We start from the raw sequence: 17,481 nt of genomic DNA on the forward strand, positions 1-17,481 counted from the left end.
TTGTCATTTTTTTTATTGAGGGGTATTCTTTGTATAAGGAGGGGAACATCATGAAAAAAGAACTAGGATTATTCGTTACGCTGCTGACGATGGGCGCCTTAGCTGGCTGCAATAATCAACAGGAACCAGAAACCAGTCAAGCCAGTAGTGCCGAAACAACAGCGACGAGTATGGTGGAAAGTACCCAAACGCAAGCAAGTAGTCAATCAGAAACAAGTCAATCAAGTACGTCTTCTAGTCAGGCGGCTTCTAGGGATTCTTCAAACACGAATAGTACTGCAGATATCTACGCTCAAATACAAGCGGCATTCCCTGATCTTGTCTTGCCCAAGGACATTCCACTTGCTTCAGGTAAAGTGTTGAATGCGGCCACAGCTGGCAGTCAGTCCGATGCTTCGATTCTTTATTATGGACTTGATAAGCAGCTGCCTCTCAATGACAAGGCTTTGAACGAGGAAACACCGATTGCTGCTTTTCAATCAAAAGACTATCAATCAGCGGATGAAGCTGCTGCAGCGGTCAATGTAACAGCTGATGATGGCGGACAAGCCGTTGATCTCGGATATGGCATTACTGGGCATATGCAAGGAGCTGCTGGTTCCAGTTATTTGAGCTGGCAAGAAGGAAATTGGTCATTGACTGTTCGAGCAGTCAATCAAGAGGAACAAGATCCAGTTCCGGTTGCCAAAGAAGTGGTAGCGTATCTGGAAGAAGCTATGCTCCCAGCGCCTGAGGTCGGTCAAATCACTATCGATATGGGAAAAAATGACCATACAGCAACTACAGTGGTTTGGCAACAAGAAAAGACCCTTCGAACGGTGCAACATCAAGATGCACGTTCAGCATTGAAAATGGCCGTTTCTATGAATCAATAAGGTTCATATTAGGACAATGCCCCTTTGATCAAGCGTCGAAGGGGCATTTTTCGCGCGATGATTTTGAGGAAAACATGGGGCGCTAGGAAACGGCTAGAATTCGCTACTTTGCTATGCTAAAATAGAACAGAAGTTAGAAGAAATGGGGAACGAACGTGACAGAATATTTAAACGTAGGAAAAATCGTCAATACACATGGAATCCGTGGAGAAGTACGTGTGATATCACAAACGGATTTTCCAGAAGAACGCTACCGTAAAGGGGCCGAATTGACACTTTTTCGTGAAAATAAAGAGCCAATAACATTGATTGTTTCAGGTCATCGCAAACACAAAAACTTTGATTTAGTGACGTTTGAGGGCTATCCCAATATTAACGATGTTGAACCGTTTCGTAACGGCATTTTAAAAGTTACCAAGGATGATTTGGTGGATTTAGCAGAAAATGAGTTTTACTACCATGAAATTATTGGTCTGGAAGTCGTCGAAGAAGATGGCACAATCATTGGTAAAGTCAAAGAGATCCTTTCACCAGGTGCCAATGACGTTTGGGTCGTTCAACGAAAAGGGAAGAAGGATGCCTTGATTCCTTATATCGAGTCGGTTGTCCACACGATCGATCTTGAAAATGGTCAGGTCATTGTGGAAATCCCAGAGGGGTTGTTAGACGATGAGAATTGATGTATTGACACTATTTCCGCGAATGTTCGAAGGTCCTCTAGGAGAATCGATCATTGGCAAAGCAAGGGAAAAGGGACTGTTAGAAATCAACGTCTCAAATTTCCGTGACTATTCCGACAACAAACATCAAACAGTGGACGACTATCCTTATGGCGGCGGAGCAGGAATGTTATTAAAAGTCCAACCTGTCTATGACAATATCAAAGCGATCGAAGAAGCAGCACCAGAAACGAAGAAACGCGTGATCCTTTTAGACCCAGCGGGGAAACCTTTTGATCAAAAGATGGCAGAAGAATTTTCTACCGAAGAGCACCTCGTCTTCATTTGTGGTCATTATGAAGGATACGATGAACGAATCCGTTCATTGGTCACTGATGAAGTGTCACTGGGAGATTACGTCTTGACTGGCGGCGAATTGGGTGCAATGGTCATGATCGATGCGACGGTCAGACTATTACCAGAAGTTTTAGGCAATCAAACCTCCGCACAAACCGATTCTCATTCCACTGGTTTATTAGAACATCCGCAATATACACGCCCAGCAGAGTTTAAAGGCATGAAAGTACCAGAAGTTTTGATGAATGGCAATCATAAATTGATCGAGCAGTGGCAATTAAAAGAATCATTGCGCCGCACCTTTCAGCGCCGACCTGATATGCTAGAAAATTATCCGTTGACGGAAGAAATGCAGAAGCTTTTAAAAGAAATTGAAGAAGAAGCGAAAGCTGGCAACTAAAATAGTGCCAGTTTTTTTGATATTCTGCGCGATGACAAGAAAATTCTCTTTACAGCCTGTGGTCGACTGTGGTAAGATGTTTCAGTGAGTGTAAACTCAACTATTACGATGTTCCGCTGGAGCTTTCATGCTTTAAGAATGTTTGGGAATAAGGAGAATGATAAACATGAATCCATTGATTCAAGAACTAACTCAAGAACAATTACGTACTGACATCCCAGCTTTCCGTCCTGGGGACACTGTTCGCGTTCACGCGAAAGTTGTCGAAGGAACTCGCGAACGTATCCAGTTATTTGAAGGTGTTGTCATCAAACGCCGCGGTGCTGGTATCAGCGAAACTTATACAGTTCGTAAAGTATCAAACGGTGTAGGTGTTGAACGTACCTTCCCATTGCACACACCACGTGTTGCACAAATCGAAGTTGTTCGTTACGGTAAAGTACGTCGTGCAAAATTGTACTACTTACGTGCATTACACGGAAAAGCAGCTCGTATCAAAGAAATTCGTCGTTAATCATTTATTATCAGATGAAGCAAAAGCCCTTGATTTCAAGGGCTTTTTTCTTTTGTCTGAGGTGACAAAAACTTTCTATTCGTTGTGATAAAATCATGAAACGACTATAAGAACAGGAGGGGATCATTGCTGCATACCACTGGGTACCCTTGTATTTTGATGGGAACAGTCGTCTGAGTGAAACACAATGCCATCGACTGAAACTTTTTGTGGACATTTATCGGCTATCCGATAGTGACAGATTGCAGGTTGAAGATTGTTTGATCGATCACCTTTCAGCATTATTTGCTTTTATGTGCAGAGAAGGAAAAAAGGGAGTGAAAATTGTTAGAAAAACACTGATGAGGGACATCACGTTAAATACCAATATGATATTCAGTGCCTGAAAGAAAATAAATCGTAAATCACCGAATTGATAAAAAAGGATTAGAGAATAATGGGGAAGACCAAGATTACATGTTTATGTAATTTCCTCTTGATAGGTTTTATTAAAACTTTTGTTATTTATATGATGGTTTTTTTTGCTTTTTTAGTCCTTGTAGTTTATTGAATTTGAAATATAAGAAAAAAAATTGAATTATTTCATTATTTTTTTCTCATAAATGATTACAGAAAAAAAGCAATATATTCCCCTTTTTTTGATGGTTTCTATGGTAACCTTCTCGATAGGGAACTTTCTTTTATCTAGCTATTGCTGACCTCTTCGTGTTAGTTAATTACTTCACAAATAAAAGGAAGTTCTTTATTTAAATGAATTGAAAGAGGTGTCTTTATGAAAGCAGCTGTAGTATCAAACGATAAGGTTGTAAAAATTGAGGAAAAAGAATTGAGAGCGCTTCGTCCGAATGAAGCATTATTGAAAATGGAGTGTTGTGGTGTCTGCCATACGGACTTGCATGTAAAAGATGGTGACTTCGGAGATGCATCTGGAATCGTACTCGGTCACGAGGGAATCGGTAAAGTGGTCGCGATCGGTGATGATGTTACTTCTCTAGCAATCGGTGACCGTGCAAGTGTCGCTTGGTTATATGAAAGCTGTGGATCATGCGAATACTGTGTGAACGGGAATGAATCATTATGCCGTTCCGTTAGAAACGCCGGATATTCTGTAGATGGCGGTATGGCTGAAGAGTGTATCGTTGTAGCTGACTATGCAGTGAAGGTACCAGAGGGCTTAGGTTCTGCTGAAGCCAGCAGCATTACTTGTGCAGGTGTAACCACATATAAAGCGGTAAAAGTTTCTGACATTAAACCAGGTCAATGGATCGCGATCTATGGTTTAGGAGGATTAGGAAACCTAGCCTTGCAATATGCAAAAAATGTCTTTAATGCAAAAGTGATTGGGATTGATATCAACGAGAAACAATTGGACTTTGCAAAAGATCATGGCGCTGACCTTGTGATCAATCCTGCGAAAGAAGATGCGGCAAAAATCATTCAAGAAGCAACCGGCGGCGCACATGCAGCTGTAGTAACAGCTGTTTCAAAAGCAGCCTTCAATTCTGCTGTCGATGCCGTTCGTGCGGGTGGTACGATTGTAGCGGTTGGTCTTCCACCAGAAAGCATGGACTTGAACATTCCTCGACTTGTATTGGACGGTATTAAAATCGTCGGTTCCCTTGTTGGAACACGGACTGATTTAGCAGAAGCTTTCCAATTCGCAGCCGAAGGAAAAGTCGTTCCAAAAGTTGTCATGCGTCAGTTAGAAGAGATCAATGATATTTTTGATGAAATGCTTTCAGGAAAAATCAAAGGGCGAATGGTCATTGATTTTCAAGAGAAATAAATAGAAATAGAAAAACCAACGGGTGAATTTTAAACGAAGGAGAAGATTTCGTGTGTAACTTATTGATCATTGATAGCAAAGAGCATGGAGCAGTTAACGATATGATTCGTTTGATCGATCGTCATTTTCCAAATGTCATCTTGCTTCCGACGGTTTGTTCAAAAAAAGCGCTTCAGCGTACCTGTCTTGAGCAGCCGGTTGAAATTGCAGTGATTAATGCGGATGGCGAAGAGGACTCTTTTGAATTATATAAAGTATTGCTTTCATTTTGCCCTAATGCAAAAGCAATTTTGTATTCTGCTGTAGAAAGTTTTGCTACCGCTCAAAAAGCGTTGCGTTACGGCTTGATTGATTACTTGGTCGAACCGATCACAAATGATTTTGTTTATGCATTGGATCGGGAATTCAATCCATCAATCAGATTTCCTTGCTACACATCGAGAAAAATAATGAGGCTTCTCCTTCGCTTTCTTTAAGACATAAGATATTGCGCTATATTCATGAAAATTATAGAGAACATATTACGTTAGATACTTTAGCAGATCACCTGCATTTAAGCCGGTATCACACCAGTCGTTTGATCAAGAATACATTAGGAATGACCTTTTCATTGTACTTGATGATTTATCGTATTGAAGTTGCCAAAAAAGAACTATCAACGAGTGATCGATCAATCAGTGAAATCTCTGTCAGAGCAGGATTCAATGATCCAAATTATTTTAGTAAGAAATTTAAAAAAGCAACTACTTATACGCCAAAAGAGTATCGAAAAATTTATCGTGGGAAAGCTACCGTGATCGATTCAAGACTTGAGCTTTAAGTATTGAAAAAAACAGATCAGCTTGCAGTTGTATTGATTAGCGAAAAAATGGCTTCTATGCGATGCGTATCTGGTTACTTTTCCATAGGTGATAAAAGCAAAAGGCCTTTCATGCAAAGGTTTTTTTGCTTGGAAAAACGAGTTTTGAATGAGCTGATAGAAACCAACGGCGTAGGATAAGGTCTGATGTTTTTGTGAATCCAACGATAGATGCTATAATGAGAGCGGATTCATCAATACAACTTATCAAAGAAAAGAGGCAAGAAAATGGCGAATAAAATGGTGTTTATAAATTTGCCTGTCACTGATATCAAACGTGCAACCTCCTTTTATGAAGCGTTGGGATTTGTCAAAAATGAAGAGTTCTCAAACGAGACTAGCAGCGGAATGGTTTGGAGTGAATCGATTTGGATAATGTTGTTAGAACATGAGTTTTATCAACAGTTTCTGAATGGCAGACGTATTGGGGATACGAAGAACACGAGTAGTGCATTGATCGCGTTTAGCTTTGATACGCCAGAAGAAGCGAAGAATTTTGCAAAGATTGCAGAAGCAAATGGTGGCCAATCGTTCCAAGTTGATATGGGGATTCCAGAGGATATGATGGTCGGCTATGAAATCGTTGATCCCGACGGCAATCAGCTTGAATCAGCATGGATGAATGGCTATTAGCAAAGTGATCGTTTAAATAAAAAGTAAAAAAGTGGTTCAGTATGCAGTTCCTTCAAGAAGTTAGGCTTTTGTGCTAACTTTTTGAGGGCTGTTTTTTTTGACGGGATTCTTGAGTTTTGTAAGATTGATCAGTCCCCTTTGTCTAAATGCTAAAAAAGAGGTATGATACAAGAAAAAGGAGTGGAGACGAAGTGAAATATTCAACCAAATACAGCGACGCCATTCACATCCTCGCTTACATCCACCTCTTTAAAGGAACTGATTTATCAAGTGATCGGATCGCCCAGAGCGTTGAAACGAATCCTGCTTATGTTCGCCGGATTATGAGTGATTTACGGGTTTCTGGATTGATCGAAAGCCAAAGAGGAAAACCAAACCCTAAACTAACGAAGGAACCAAATGAGATTTCTTTGTTAGACATTTATGCGAGTGTTGAAAAAGATCACCATCTTTTACATGCAGACAAAAAAACCAACCCCAACTGCTTAATTGGGGGGAATATCCAAGGGGTATTAGAAGAAACCTATGATGTGCTGCAAAAGAAAATCGAGCAAGAGATGAGCGCCATCTCGCTGCAATCAATCATTGAAGGCATTCAAGGAGAGGCCGATCAAGTAGATTGAACGGACACAACACAGTAAAAAGAACTTTCACCTGCTAAGCAATTTCTTGACAGGAAAGAAAGTTTCTTTTATACTCTAGTTGTAACTTGATTAGTAACAACTATTTTAGTCAAACAAAAGATGAGGAAGGATGATTATCATGAAAATCGGTGTTATTGGCGCAACAGGAAATGCAGGTTCAGCTATTTATCAAGAAGCAGTACAGCGAGGACATGAAGTGACTGCTATTGTTAGAAATGAAGTTAAAGCCAAAGAACAATTTGGTGATACAGTCAAAACACTTACAAAAGATGCTTTTTCGTTAACAGAAGAAGACCTCGACGGATTTGATGTGTTGGTCGATGCGTTTGCGACAAGTCCTGACCAAGCGTACTTGCATGTGGATCTGGCAGCAAAATTGGTACATTTGTTTCGAGAAAAGACCACGCGCTTGTTCTTCATTTTAGGAGCTGGCAGCTTGTTCAATGAAGCGGGTGAACGCAATCTTACCGAATTGAAAAAAGCCCCAGGAAGTGAAAGCTGGATCGCGATCCCAGAAAATCAGTTAGATGAATATCTCTTTTTAGAAACCGTCAAAAATGTTCATTGGGTCGGGATTTCTCCAGGAAATCTATTTCAAGAGGGACCAGCTAAACCAGCGATTTTAGGCAAAGATCACTTGCTTTTCAACGACCAAAAGAAATCAGTAACTTCCAGCGGTACGTTAGCCAAAGCAATTCTTGATGAAATTGAAACAGTGCAACATGAAAATACTCGTTTTACTGTGATTGATGCAGAGTAGGTTCAACAAATGATTGACCCAATCGATCAGAATCGATAGCTGCATAGGTTGGCAAGTAGACTGTTTCAGGCAACTTCTTTTTTCACAATTTTTGTTTCCAATACCCAATAATTTAGACAAGACAAATCCTCTGTCTTTGCTTATAATCAAGGACAGAGGTGATAAAATGAATAAAAAAATCGAAGCGTATGAATTGATGCTTCTGCAATTAAAAGGGTTGCTAGAAGCGGAGAGTAATTGGATCGCCAACCTAGCCAACTCTTCTGCTTTACTGAATGAAACATTGGAAGATACAGTGTTTGCCGGCTATTATTTGTTTGAAGAAGGCGAACTGATTTTAGGTCCATTCCAAGGAAGAGTCTCTTGCACCAGAATCACATTAGGCAAAGGGGTTTGTGGGGAATCAGCAGAGAAAAAAACCACATTGATCGTACCCAATGTCAAAGAACATGAAAATTATATTTCTTGTGACTCAGCAGCGATGTCTGAAATCGTAGTTCCCATGGTGGTTGATGATCAGTTGCTTGGAGTGCTGGATATCGATAGTGGAAAAACGAACAGCTATGATGCGATCGATCAGAAATATCTGGAAGAATTTGCTGCTTTATTGGTAGCAAGCCGTCAATAAAGTACTTGTTTTTTAATTTTAACTATAAAACAACATAATGTTTTTAAGTGGGGCGTTCATTGAATAATGAACGCTTTTTTTAGTTATTATTTAAAAATGTCGGGCATATTACTTTATTTAATTAAAATTAGATGATAATATGATAATACAATTAGAAAAATGAGTTTTTAAGGAGAGAATTATGGAAGCAGAAACTATTGTATTAGGTAAAGCATATGAATGTAAACCAGTCGGCTTACAAAGCCGCGTGATCGGTGAAGTGGTCAGAAAAATGGAACGGTGTGTCGTGTTAAATGTGATCCGCTACGATGGGATCGATCATGAAGATATCGAAGAACGTTGCGGACGAGTAGTTGCAAAATACAATGAGATCTATCAACCAGCGCTAGTTGAATGCTTTTTTAGCTGATCCATTGGTAATCACCCAATCAAAATAAAATGAAACCATGCATGTAAACCAATTCCCTTAAAAAAAGACTGTTTCTCAGAAGCAGTCTCTTTTTTGATTCTTAGACTCAGGCACCTAGCAAAAGAAGTGCTATAATAGGCGAGAAAACAACAGAAAGCAGGGAATAGGATGGAACTGAAAAAGACGATCGTTGAGGAACAGCAGTTGCTTTTTGAATGGCCGAATGAAGCAGGCCAACTGCAAATTGTTAAGGGAAGTTTAGCGCAAGTCAAAGAAAATACTGTGCTATTTTTTATCAAAGACGGCCAAATTTTCTCAGTAGCAGACGATAAAACCTTTGACGACCAGTTAGAATACGACCGCTTGATGATCCTCACACCACCTTGGGAGATCATGGCTCCTTACTTAGTAGCCTATTATCAAGAACAATATCAGTTAACCAATGGGTCCAAAGCATCCATCGGCATACCCCAAGAGTTGCAGCAAACCATTGCTGCTAGCGCAAAACCATTTGATCGTTTTATCGATTTTCTTGGCTATGGATCTACGAGCAAAAAGACGACAAAAGAGGCAAAAAAAGGGGGCAAACCGAGACACAAATGGTCAAAAGAGTTACAAGATGAACCCTTCATGGTTGACTATCAAGGAAGTAAAGCAAGGGTCTATTGGCAAAAACGCAACGAGGTTCGAATTGAAAAAGGCGCAATTTTGAGTCAAGAGATTCCTTTGAATAAAAACGGCTCGGTTGGTTTTTCTGCTCGCTTAGCGGAAAAAATTCGGCAAGAAAACCAAGCAGCGATCAAAGAGGGACACACGATTGAAGACGTTGTATTAAAAAGTGTCAACGAGGTAGGCATGTTTCTTTACTATGGGGGCACCAATGGTTGGCTGCAATTAAAAGATCAGCAAGGAAGAACCTTGAACGAGCGAACGGTGGAGTAGAAAAGAGAGGCACTGAACAAGAAAGCGATCCACCATAGCTAAATCAATCTGCTTTGGTGGATCGCTCTTATAGTTTAACTAGGAGTAGCCTCTTCATCGATCAAGACAAATTCTTGACCGGTCTTGGACAAAACAAGTTTCGGTTTTGCAGTTCCTTCTTTTTCTGCTCGATACGCCTCTCGGTGCTTTTGCAAATGTTCGGGACGTTTTAACCAAGCTTGAAAGGCTTTTTTCTCAGTCCATTTTGACACCAACTGGAAAACGAGGCTGTCTTTTGATTCTGAAAACCAAGCTTCAGCAGAGTGACAGCCAGCAAATGTTTTCATTGAGGCGGAATCTTTTTTCATTTTAGCAAGAAAGATGTCTTTGCCTTCTGGAATGACTTCAAACGCAACGGTACGGATATACATGAAATTCCTCCTTTAACTGTGAGTGATTTCATTTAGTATAGCGCTAATTGAGAATGATTGTCAATTAGCTATGGAATCTTTTAAGCTTTTTATCGATAGTCATTTTTTGATTAAATCCCTCAAAAGCCTTGAACAAATGAAAAAAGTACGTATAATTAATATACGTACTGAAGAGTCCGAAGAGTATTGGAGAAAATGGATACTTGGGGAAGTCTTTCTTTTCTCACGTGCAGTACTCTTCGTTTGTTTAGTGTACCACTCCCATTTTAAAATAGATACGTTTTTTTTGCTTTCTGAGGAGATTTCTTTTGTTCCTTGAGTTGAAAGGCAAAAAAGTGGGAAGGTTCTGAGAAAGCGCTATGAAGACGAAATTTGCGTCTTTTTTTTGAAATGTTAGGAAAGAAATGTTAGGAAAATAGTGGAAGTTTTTTTATCCGTTTTTATGCTTCATTCTGTATAAGATTGCATTCGAAGTTCTGATCAGTAGGAGATCAGAACTTTTTTGTATGCTTTCTTAGAGCGGCAGATTTTTCAAAGATAGTTGCTAGACAATAGGCTTTGTTTCATTAAGGAATAAAGAATAAGGAAAACTGACATCTCGGTGTAACCTCTTACATTTTTTCGTCGCGTTAAATTGACAGGCTGTATAAACTTGCGGTAAACTCGGTACAACAAACAGAATTTTTTGAATTATCTGAATGTTAGAAGGGGATGAGTGAGAATGGGGAAACGTACCAACTATGCATTAATGCTTGTAGTACTTAGCAGCTTCTTTTTGGCAGCTTGTCAAAATGGCACGCAAGAAAATGAGACGGATTCAACGGGAGCTTCTTCTGTAGAGCAAGTGATCAATGTGCAACTTTCGGCGGAGATGGGCAGTGCCGATATTTCTTTAGCAACCGACTCTTATAGCTTTATTACTCTGAACAATGCTTATGAAGGCCTTTATCGCTTGAATGAGAACAATGTTCCAGTGATTGCCGGGGCAAGTGAAGAAGCTGAAGTCAGTGAAGATGGGCTGACCTACACCATTTCACTGCGGGAAGAGGCAAAATGGTCCAATGGCGATTCAGTTACTGCGGCTGATTATGTTTTTAGTTGGCAGCGAACAGTTGATCCAGCCACTGCTTCCAATTATGCCTATATGCTGGCACCCGTTAAAAACGCTGCCGCTATTTCAGATGGGACGCTAGATAAAAGCGAGTTAGGGATCGAAGCAGTCAATGATCATGAGTTGAAAATCACGTTAGAAAAACCAACACCTTACTTTTTATCTTTACTGGCTTTTCCAACCTTCTTCCCACAAAACGAACGTGTCGTGGAGGAATTTGGTGATCAATACGCCTTAACAAGTGAAAACGCGGCGTACAATGGACCATTCCTATTGACCAATTATGCTGGCCCAGGCACCGATATCCAGTGGTCATTGGAAAAAAATCCGGATTATTGGGATGCCGATTCAGTCAAACTTGAAACAGTTAATTTCGATGTCGTGAAAGACTCATCGACTGCTTATAACTTGTACGAAAGCGGACAAGCCGATGACATTATTTTAAGCGGTGAATTGGCGATGCAGAATGTGAATCATCCTGATTACATTGTTCAGCCTAGTGCAACCACTCAGTATTTAGAAATGAATCAAGCACCAGAAGATTCGCCTTTTCGAAATGCAAATTTGCGGCAAGCCATTTCTTATAGCATGAATCGGCAACAAATCGTTGAGAATATTTTAGGCAACGGCTCATTACCGGCTGTCGGTTTTGTTCCTTCTGACCTAGCTTTCAATCCAGAGACAAAAGCTGACTTTGTAGAGGATGCGGCAACCACGTTAGCCTTTGACGAAGAAAAAGCCCAAGAGTATTGGGAAAAGGCCAAGGCAGAACTGGGTATCGATACATTGTCTTTTGAACTGCTGACCTCAGATACCGACCAATCGAAAAAAATGGCGGAATACATTCAAGGAACCTTGCAGCAAACACTGGATGGATTGACTGTCGAAGTCACAAACGTTCCTTTTTCTGTTCGTTTGGATCGTTCCAATAGCGGCGATTTTGAGATGGTCATGAACAATTGGATCGGGGACTATGCAGATCCAATCAACTTTTTGGAATTGTTCAAAAAAGACAGTTCCTACAATCGTGGGAAATGGCTAAATGATGAATACGACCAATTGATCGAACAAGCCTCCAATGAAAATGCCAACGACCCAGAAGCCCGTTGGGAAAATATGGTGGAAGCAGAAAAAATCTTAAATGAAGATTTGGGCGTTATACCGCTTTTCCAAAGTGCAGAAGCACATCTGCGGTCGCCTAAGATCAAAGGCCTCATCGTTCATAGTGTCGGTGCTGCCTATGATTATAAAAATGTGTTTGTCGAAGAATAAGTAAAAAAAACAATTCTTTCATACATCTACCGACTGACGTAGTCAAACAGTACTGCAGAAAAGAGGAACGCCAAGCGTTCAGCAACTAGAGCAAGGAATAAAGCCGTTCTTTATCTAGCAGTGAAGAGGAATCATTCATTCCAGCTAGATAAGAACGGCTTTTCCTTTTGGGAGGAACACGAATGAAAATCACAGCAGTTGAAACGAAGCTAATTCCGATCCAGCTGAATGCACCGTTTAAAACGGCGCTCAGAGAAGTGCACGCCGTCGAAGTGATTCGAGTGCTGCTTTCTTTTGACAATGGGATCGTTGGCATCGGAGAAGCAGCACCTACCGAAGTGATCACCGGTGATACAAAAGAAAGTATTTTAAAAGATATCGAAACTGTTTTTGCCCCTTTCCTGTTAGGTAGAAAGGTAGATGCCCAATTGCTGGTAATGGATGAGCTTCATGCGTTGATCCAGCATCATACGAGCCCTAAAGCGGCGATTGATATCGCGTTGCACGATGCACTGGCTAAAGTAGCTAACTTACCGCTTTACCGCTATTTAGGTGGTTCTGCCAATACACTGACAACCGACTATACGATCAGTGTTGGTTCACAGGAGCAGATGCTGCAGGATGCGCAAGCGAAAGTCCAGGCGGGATTTCGCTCCTTGAAAATCAAACTAGGAGTAGGCGCGATCGAAGAGGAGGTTGCGAAAATTCGCTGCATCAATGAACGCTTGGCAGGAAAGATCCCCTTTCGAATTGATGCCAATCAAGGCTGGACCAAAGAAGAAGCGGTGCAGATTTTAGACCAATGGCAAGACATTCCGATCGAGTTTGTTGAACAGCCAGTAAAAGCCCATGATTTTGCTGGACTCAGCTATGTGACTGCTCGTACGACGATTCCAATCATGGCCGATGAAAGTCTTTTTTCCTATGAGGATGCCAAACGTTTGATTGCTGAAAACTGCTGCGATTATATGAACATTAAATTGATGAAAAGCGGCGGGATCAAAGAGGGACAAAAAATTTATCAATTGGCAAAAGAGCATCAAATGCCGGTGATGGTCGGTTCGATGATTGAAGGGTATGGGGGAATGGCTGCAGCCGCCCATTTTGCCTTGGGGATGGCGGATGTCCAATTTTATGATCTGGATGTTCCTTTTATGTGGGAGACCCAAACGACTTCCCCTGAAATGCAAGGGATTCTTCAGCGTCCAGGAAGCTTGAGCGTCACCGAACGCATCGGACTAGGAATCAATGAATAAACAGTTATGAGAGGAGCAAAGATGAAACAAATTGTTCAGGCTAGCTCTTCCTTCTTATGGAAGGAACCCAAAGAAAACAAAGTACTAGCAAAAATCAAAGCATTTCCTTTAGAAGCACTGCACACTTTTTTGACTGATGAAGATACGATGCGGCTTTATCAGGAAAGCTTAGTGGACTCCGAAGTATTATATGGGACGATTGTAGAAGTCATCGCCCAAACGGATGGTTGGTCCCATGTGATCGTCTTGGATCAAATAAGCAATAAACACCCACTCGGGTATCTTGGTTATCTGCCGAACGAGGTATTGAAGCCATTGCCACCAGACTATGCAATAGCTAAAAGAAGGATTGGTGTGATTGTAAAAGAAGCCGTGCTTGTTTTTGACTCGACCACACGACTCGTTTCTTTTGGAACAGTTTTACCACTTGTTGGGGAAACCGCAGATTCCTATCAAGTGGCTACGCCTAATGGACCAGCAACGATCGCTAAAGCTTTTGCTCACGTCCTATCGGACACATGGGCAAAGCTCCCAGAAAAAATAATAGCCTTGGCAGAACAATTTATAAACCAGCCCTATGTCTGGGCAGGCATTAGCGGCAGTGGCTTTGACTGTTCTGGATTCATGTATTCGCTGCATCGACTTCATGGTATTTTAATCCCCCGAGATACGATCGAGCAAGCACAACAAGCAAACATCGTACCTTACAGTCAGGCACAACCAGGGGATCTGCTGTTGTTTGCTTATGAAGAAGGAAAAGGCGAAGTCCATCATGTCGGTCTATATTTGGGGGATGACGAAATGATTCATTCAAGAACACCTGGGTCACGGGTCATGAAAACCAAAATCACTGGCTCTAATTATGAACCAGAACTCGCAGTTGTGGCGCGTTATTGGCAAAACCAGCCGAATGAATCACAGGAATACTCATGAACATTCTTTTCATGATCGTAAGGAAAGGGGCATTTGATGGGAAAAGATGACTTGCGTGTAGCAATTGATCCTATTCTAAAAAACTACCAGGCAACGTTGGAAATGGGGGTATGGATCGGTACGCCAACGGAATGTCTTGTTGACTATCAGGGTCAAAAGTCGTTTTCGGCAGCGAGTATTAGTAAGCTTGTTTTGTACGCGTATTATCTTGAACAAATCATCGAAAAAAAGATCGATCCCCAACAGGTAATTTGTGTGAACCCTGTTGATCTGACAGGGGGTGCTGGGGTGATCCGTCTTTTTCCTCAGAAGAAAGGTTGGACCATCAGTGAACTTCTCACGGCAATGATCGCCGTATCTGATAATACTGCGACCAATGTACTATTGGACTTAGTAGGGTTGCCCACGCTTCAGGCATGGATTCAGGAGCCGGAGATCCAATTTGAACGGTATATGATGCGACCGATCAAAGACAAAGAGAACCGCTTGACACCCTCGGTGGCTGCCAAACTGCTACTAAGGTGTGTGGAACGAGAAGAAGCTGCACTAGGATTTTCACCTTTAAATCAGCAGCAATTTCAAGATGGATTAGCGGGGAATTTTGCTGAAACTGCGCAGCCTTCTTGCCGCATTTTTAATAAGACAGGTCGTCTTGACCGCATCGAACACGATGTAGCATATTTACAAGCCAATGAAACGACGATCATCATTGCGGCATTTTCCTATGATAAAGCCGGTAGTGGCCGAGGGATCAGTTGGCTAAGAGAAATTGGTCAAACAGTCTATCAGCAGTATTTTAAGTAAAATACGCTGCGTATCGACCCTCAATCAGAGGCACTCGATCCGCAGCGTATTAATTATTTACAACAATAAAATCCCCCATATCATAGCGGTGCCGTGATTGGGAAAATTCAAAAGGCGTCCCATCGCCGAGGTAAACCGTTTGTTCCACTTCTAAAATGGGATCGGTGGCAGCACAAGCTAAGTATTGCTGGTCGTAGGTGTCTGCACGATCCGCTTTGATACGACGGACAGATGTTCCAATCGAGGAGTGGAGTTGGTTCGTGATGTAGCTATAGACGGAAGAGGTTAAGACTTCTTCGGTAATGCCAGGAATGACATGAAGCGGCATGATGGTATATTCTAAAACAACGGGTATATCGTCAAATAGACGCAAACGAACGATATCATAAATTTGCTGGTCACTGCGAATGTTTAGTTTTTCTTGTTCTTTCTCATCGGGAAAAAGAATGGCAAAAGAAATGATCTTGCTGGTGATCTTTCCTGTTTCTCCAAGGCGCTTGGTCAGCCCGCGATTGATCTTGGCGTTGTAATCGAAGGTTGAATAGGAATCGCTGATAAACGTACCCGTGCCTTTTTTACCGTAAATAATGCCTTCCATTTGTAAAATATTCAATGCTTTTTGAATCGTCACGCGGCTCGTTTGATAATCCGCAGCCAGTTCGGATTGCTTCGGCAATTTTTTCTCTTCTTCGTAAAACCCGTGATTGATTTTGCTCCGTAAATCGGCAGCGATGTCATGGTAGTTCGCCATTTGCTTCACCTCAAAATAATAATAAGTGATAAAACGAAGTATGTAAACGTGGAGCTTTACATACCCTGTTTTAAAGGCTTTTCCTGCGTTTACATTCTTCAAGAAATGAATTACATTTGTAATGTAATCGTTTTCTATCAATTGAAGAATAGGGTATAGGAGGGAGTTTTATGCAAGGATTTATGGATCGACTCGCTGACGTTTTGGGAAAATTTGCCAACAGGATCAACAATTTACGCTACATCATGGTCATTAAAAATGCCTTTGCTGCTTTGATTCCAGTAATCATTACAGGGGCATTTGGTACATTATTTTCAGCAATGGTTTTTGATGCTGAAAATGGATTGGCACAAATCGAGGTACTGCGCTTTTTAGAAAGTTTAAAACCAATCTCATCTGCGGTCAGTTATGTGACATTGAGTTTCTTAACGATCTATGCAGTGTTTCTGATTGGGATTGAGCTAGCAAAACTAAATAAGATTTCTGGGGTCTTTCCAGGAATCATCGCCGTGATGTCTTATCTTTCTGTTAATCCAATGATCTTTGAATTTTTGCACGAAGATGCGACGGTGGTTGCCGAAAACGTGCTGGCTAAGCAATACACGGACACGAAAGGTCTATTTTTAGGCATGTTCGTTGCAATCGTTTCCATCGAGCTTTATGCATGGCTAGGAAGACAAAAACGGCTGCAGATCACGATGCCTGATAGTGTTCCAGGGAATGTTTCGGCAAGTTTTTCGGCATTGTTTCCAACGATTTTCACCGTGACCATCATCGCCACCGCTGGTTTTGCTATCAAGGCGCTCACAGGAATGTATGCTTACGATATCATCTACAACGTGGTTCAACGCCCACTGGAAGGAATCGTTCAAGGCTTACCAGGCATCTTGTTGTTGATGTTTATCGCACAAGTCTTTTGGGTGATCGGGATTCATGGGAACCAGATGGTCAAACCCATTCGAGAACCATTGTTATTGGCAGCGATTGCCGTCAACACGGAAGCCTTTGAAGCTGGAAAAGAAGTACCCAATATCATTACGATGCCGTTTTGGGATATGTATATGAGTATGGGCGGCTCTGGCGTGACGATTGGTTTGCTGATTGCGATTTTGATCGTCGGTAAACGAGAGGATATGCGCCAAATCACTAAATTGTCATTAGCACCTGGGATTTTCAATATCAATGAGCCAGTGATCTTCGGAATGCCGATCATGCTGAATCCCATTTTGGCGATTCCCTTTATCCTCACACCGTTAGTAACAGGAACGATTGGGTACGTGGCGACAAGCCTAGGCTTTGCCGCTAAAGCGGTGGTAATGGTCCCATGGCCGATGCCACCGATCGTCAATGCTTATCTAGCTACTGCTGGGGATATCGGGGCTGTCATCACGCAAGTGATCTGTATTATCGTAGCGATTTTGATCTATCTGCCTTTTGTTTTGGTAATGAATCGTACGACCAATGAAGTTGCATAAAGG

Annotated in this window: 20 protein-coding genes; 18 read left to right on the forward strand and 2 right to left on the reverse strand. The window is 41.5% G+C overall.

Annotated features, from left to right (window positions below; genetic code table 11):
- Nucleotides 1-50 precede the first annotated feature (50 nt).
- The 13 genes from A5882_RS09370 (at nucleotide 51) to A5882_RS09430 (ending at nucleotide 9,466) form a co-directional block, all read left to right on the forward strand.
- Nucleotides 51-875: a hypothetical protein gene (locus A5882_RS09370; protein ID WP_034878719.1), complete on the forward strand. Its 825-nt coding sequence runs from the start codon at nucleotides 51-53 to the stop codon at nucleotides 873-875.
- A 155-nt stretch (nucleotides 876-1,030) separates the two neighbouring features.
- A complete protein-coding gene (gene rimM / locus A5882_RS09375) occupies nucleotides 1,031-1,555 on the forward strand; it encodes a ribosome maturation factor RimM (RefSeq protein ID WP_061053876.1) in 525 nt (174 codons plus the stop codon).
- On the forward strand, nucleotides 1,545-2,291 hold the full coding sequence (trmD, locus tag A5882_RS09380; protein ID WP_005237230.1) for a tRNA (guanosine(37)-N1)-methyltransferase TrmD: 747 nt from the start codon (nucleotides 1,545-1,547) through the stop codon (nucleotides 2,289-2,291). The genes rimM and trmD overlap by 11 nt, the downstream gene beginning before the upstream one ends.
- Nucleotides 2,292-2,457: 166 nt before the next feature.
- Nucleotides 2,458-2,805: a 50S ribosomal protein L19 gene (rplS, locus tag A5882_RS09385; RefSeq protein ID WP_002357176.1), complete on the forward strand. Its 348-nt coding sequence runs from the start codon at nucleotides 2,458-2,460 to the stop codon at nucleotides 2,803-2,805.
- A 772-nt stretch (nucleotides 2,806-3,577) separates the two neighbouring features.
- A complete protein-coding gene (adhP, locus tag A5882_RS09395; protein WP_086299213.1) occupies nucleotides 3,578-4,591 on the forward strand; it encodes an alcohol dehydrogenase AdhP in 1,014 nt (337 codons plus the stop codon).
- A 101-nt stretch (nucleotides 4,592-4,692) separates the two neighbouring features.
- Entirely contained in the window at nucleotides 4,693-5,067 is a 375-nt protein-coding gene (locus A5882_RS20100) for a response regulator transcription factor (protein ID WP_254908476.1), read from the forward strand.
- Nucleotides 5,068-5,078: 11 nt separating this feature from the next.
- Entirely contained in the window at nucleotides 5,079-5,411 is a 333-nt protein-coding gene (locus A5882_RS20105; protein WP_254908477.1) for a helix-turn-helix transcriptional regulator, read from the forward strand.
- Nucleotides 5,412-5,678: 267 nt separating this feature from the next.
- Complete coding sequence (locus tag A5882_RS09405) at nucleotides 5,679-6,083, forward strand: VOC family protein (protein WP_005237221.1); 405 nt, start codon at nucleotides 5,679-5,681, stop codon at nucleotides 6,081-6,083.
- 191 nt (nucleotides 6,084-6,274) lie between these two features.
- The gene (locus tag A5882_RS09410; RefSeq protein ID WP_086372690.1) at nucleotides 6,275-6,706 is read left to right on the forward strand and encodes an Rrf2 family transcriptional regulator; all 432 of its coding nucleotides are present in this window, start codon (nucleotides 6,275-6,277) and stop codon (nucleotides 6,704-6,706) included.
- Nucleotides 6,707-6,836: 130 nt separating this feature from the next.
- A complete protein-coding gene (locus A5882_RS09415) occupies nucleotides 6,837-7,487 on the forward strand; it encodes an NAD(P)H-binding protein (protein ID WP_086299214.1) in 651 nt (216 codons plus the stop codon).
- Nucleotides 7,488-7,653: 166 nt separating this feature from the next.
- Nucleotides 7,654-8,115: a GAF domain-containing protein gene (locus tag A5882_RS09420; RefSeq protein ID WP_008377623.1), complete on the forward strand. Its 462-nt coding sequence runs from the start codon at nucleotides 7,654-7,656 to the stop codon at nucleotides 8,113-8,115.
- 181 nt (nucleotides 8,116-8,296) lie between these two features.
- Nucleotides 8,297-8,524, forward strand: a complete 228-nt coding sequence (locus tag A5882_RS09425) for a hypothetical protein (RefSeq protein WP_005237217.1) — start codon at nucleotides 8,297-8,299, stop codon at nucleotides 8,522-8,524.
- A gap of 168 nt (nucleotides 8,525-8,692) precedes the next feature.
- A complete protein-coding gene (locus A5882_RS09430; RefSeq protein ID WP_086299216.1) occupies nucleotides 8,693-9,466 on the forward strand; it encodes a hypothetical protein in 774 nt (257 codons plus the stop codon).
- A 74-nt stretch (nucleotides 9,467-9,540) separates the two neighbouring features.
- Here A5882_RS09430 and A5882_RS09435 read toward each other — a convergent pair whose 3' ends face one another.
- A complete protein-coding gene (locus tag A5882_RS09435) occupies nucleotides 9,541-9,876 on the reverse strand; it encodes an antibiotic biosynthesis monooxygenase (protein ID WP_061053883.1) in 336 nt (111 codons plus the stop codon).
- Nucleotides 9,877-10,597: 721 nt separating this feature from the next.
- Here A5882_RS09435 and A5882_RS09445 point away from each other — a divergent pair.
- The 4 genes from A5882_RS09445 (at nucleotide 10,598) to A5882_RS09460 (ending at nucleotide 15,252) form a co-directional block, all read left to right on the forward strand.
- Nucleotides 10,598-12,259, forward strand: a complete 1,662-nt coding sequence (locus A5882_RS09445; protein WP_086299218.1) for a peptide ABC transporter substrate-binding protein — start codon at nucleotides 10,598-10,600, stop codon at nucleotides 12,257-12,259.
- A gap of 182 nt (nucleotides 12,260-12,441) precedes the next feature.
- Entirely contained in the window at nucleotides 12,442-13,515 is a 1,074-nt protein-coding gene (locus A5882_RS09450; protein ID WP_086299219.1) for a dipeptide epimerase, read from the forward strand.
- A 21-nt stretch (nucleotides 13,516-13,536) separates the two neighbouring features.
- Nucleotides 13,537-14,448, forward strand: coding sequence for a C40 family peptidase (locus tag A5882_RS09455; RefSeq protein WP_176285399.1), 912 nt, complete (start codon nucleotides 13,537-13,539; stop codon nucleotides 14,446-14,448).
- A gap of 36 nt (nucleotides 14,449-14,484) precedes the next feature.
- A complete protein-coding gene (locus A5882_RS09460) occupies nucleotides 14,485-15,252 on the forward strand; it encodes a serine hydrolase (RefSeq protein ID WP_086299221.1) in 768 nt (255 codons plus the stop codon).
- A 49-nt stretch (nucleotides 15,253-15,301) separates the two neighbouring features.
- On the opposite strand, the gene A5882_RS09465 is transcribed toward A5882_RS09460, so the two are convergent.
- Nucleotides 15,302-16,003, reverse strand: coding sequence for a GntR family transcriptional regulator (locus A5882_RS09465; protein WP_034872495.1), 702 nt, complete (start codon nucleotides 16,001-16,003; stop codon nucleotides 15,302-15,304).
- A 170-nt stretch (nucleotides 16,004-16,173) separates the two neighbouring features.
- On the opposite strand from A5882_RS09465, the gene A5882_RS09470 reads away from it, so the two are divergent.
- Entirely contained in the window at nucleotides 16,174-17,478 is a 1,305-nt protein-coding gene (locus tag A5882_RS09470; protein ID WP_086299222.1) for a PTS sugar transporter subunit IIC, read from the forward strand.
- Nucleotides 17,479-17,481 lie beyond the last annotated feature (3 nt).

This window comes from Enterococcus sp. 4E1_DIV0656 (assembly GCF_002140695.1).
GTDB lineage: Bacteria > Bacillota > Bacilli > Lactobacillales > Enterococcaceae > Enterococcus_D > Enterococcus_D entomosocium.

Bases quoted from the DNA above. Each gene is read 5' to 3' on its own strand.
- A5882_RS09370 (WP_034878719.1), top strand. From the start codon at position 51: ATGAAAAAAGAACTAGGATTATTCGTTACGCTGCTGACGATGGGCGCC.
- trmD (WP_005237230.1), top strand. From the start codon at position 1,545: ATGAGAATTGATGTATTGACACTATTTCCGCGAATGTTCGAAGGTCCT.
- rplS (WP_002357176.1), top strand. From the start codon at position 2,458: ATGAATCCATTGATTCAAGAACTAACTCAAGAACAATTACGTACTGAC.
- adhP (WP_086299213.1), top strand. From the start codon at position 3,578: ATGAAAGCAGCTGTAGTATCAAACGATAAGGTTGTAAAAATTGAGGAA.
- A5882_RS20100 (WP_254908476.1), top strand. From the start codon at position 4,693: ATGATTCGTTTGATCGATCGTCATTTTCCAAATGTCATCTTGCTTCCG.
- A5882_RS09405 (WP_005237221.1), top strand. From the start codon at position 5,679: ATGGCGAATAAAATGGTGTTTATAAATTTGCCTGTCACTGATATCAAA.
- A5882_RS09415 (WP_086299214.1), top strand. From the start codon at position 6,837: ATGATTATCATGAAAATCGGTGTTATTGGCGCAACAGGAAATGCAGGT.
- A5882_RS09420 (WP_008377623.1), top strand. From the start codon at position 7,654: ATGAATAAAAAAATCGAAGCGTATGAATTGATGCTTCTGCAATTAAAA.
- A5882_RS09425 (WP_005237217.1), top strand. From the start codon at position 8,297: ATGGAAGCAGAAACTATTGTATTAGGTAAAGCATATGAATGTAAACCA.
- A5882_RS09430 (WP_086299216.1), top strand. From the start codon at position 8,693: ATGGAACTGAAAAAGACGATCGTTGAGGAACAGCAGTTGCTTTTTGAA.
- A5882_RS09435 (WP_061053883.1), bottom strand. From the start codon at position 9,876: ATGTATATCCGTACCGTTGCGTTTGAAGTCATTCCAGAAGGCAAAGAC.
- A5882_RS09445 (WP_086299218.1), top strand. From the start codon at position 10,598: ATGGGGAAACGTACCAACTATGCATTAATGCTTGTAGTACTTAGCAGC.
- A5882_RS09450 (WP_086299219.1), top strand. From the start codon at position 12,442: ATGAAAATCACAGCAGTTGAAACGAAGCTAATTCCGATCCAGCTGAAT.
- A5882_RS09455 (WP_176285399.1), top strand. From the start codon at position 13,537: ATGAAACAAATTGTTCAGGCTAGCTCTTCCTTCTTATGGAAGGAACCC.
- A5882_RS09460 (WP_086299221.1), top strand. From the start codon at position 14,485: ATGGGAAAAGATGACTTGCGTGTAGCAATTGATCCTATTCTAAAAAAC.
- A5882_RS09465 (WP_034872495.1), bottom strand. From the start codon at position 16,003: ATGGCGAACTACCATGACATCGCTGCCGATTTACGGAGCAAAATCAAT.
- A5882_RS09470 (WP_086299222.1), top strand. From the start codon at position 16,174: ATGCAAGGATTTATGGATCGACTCGCTGACGTTTTGGGAAAATTTGCC.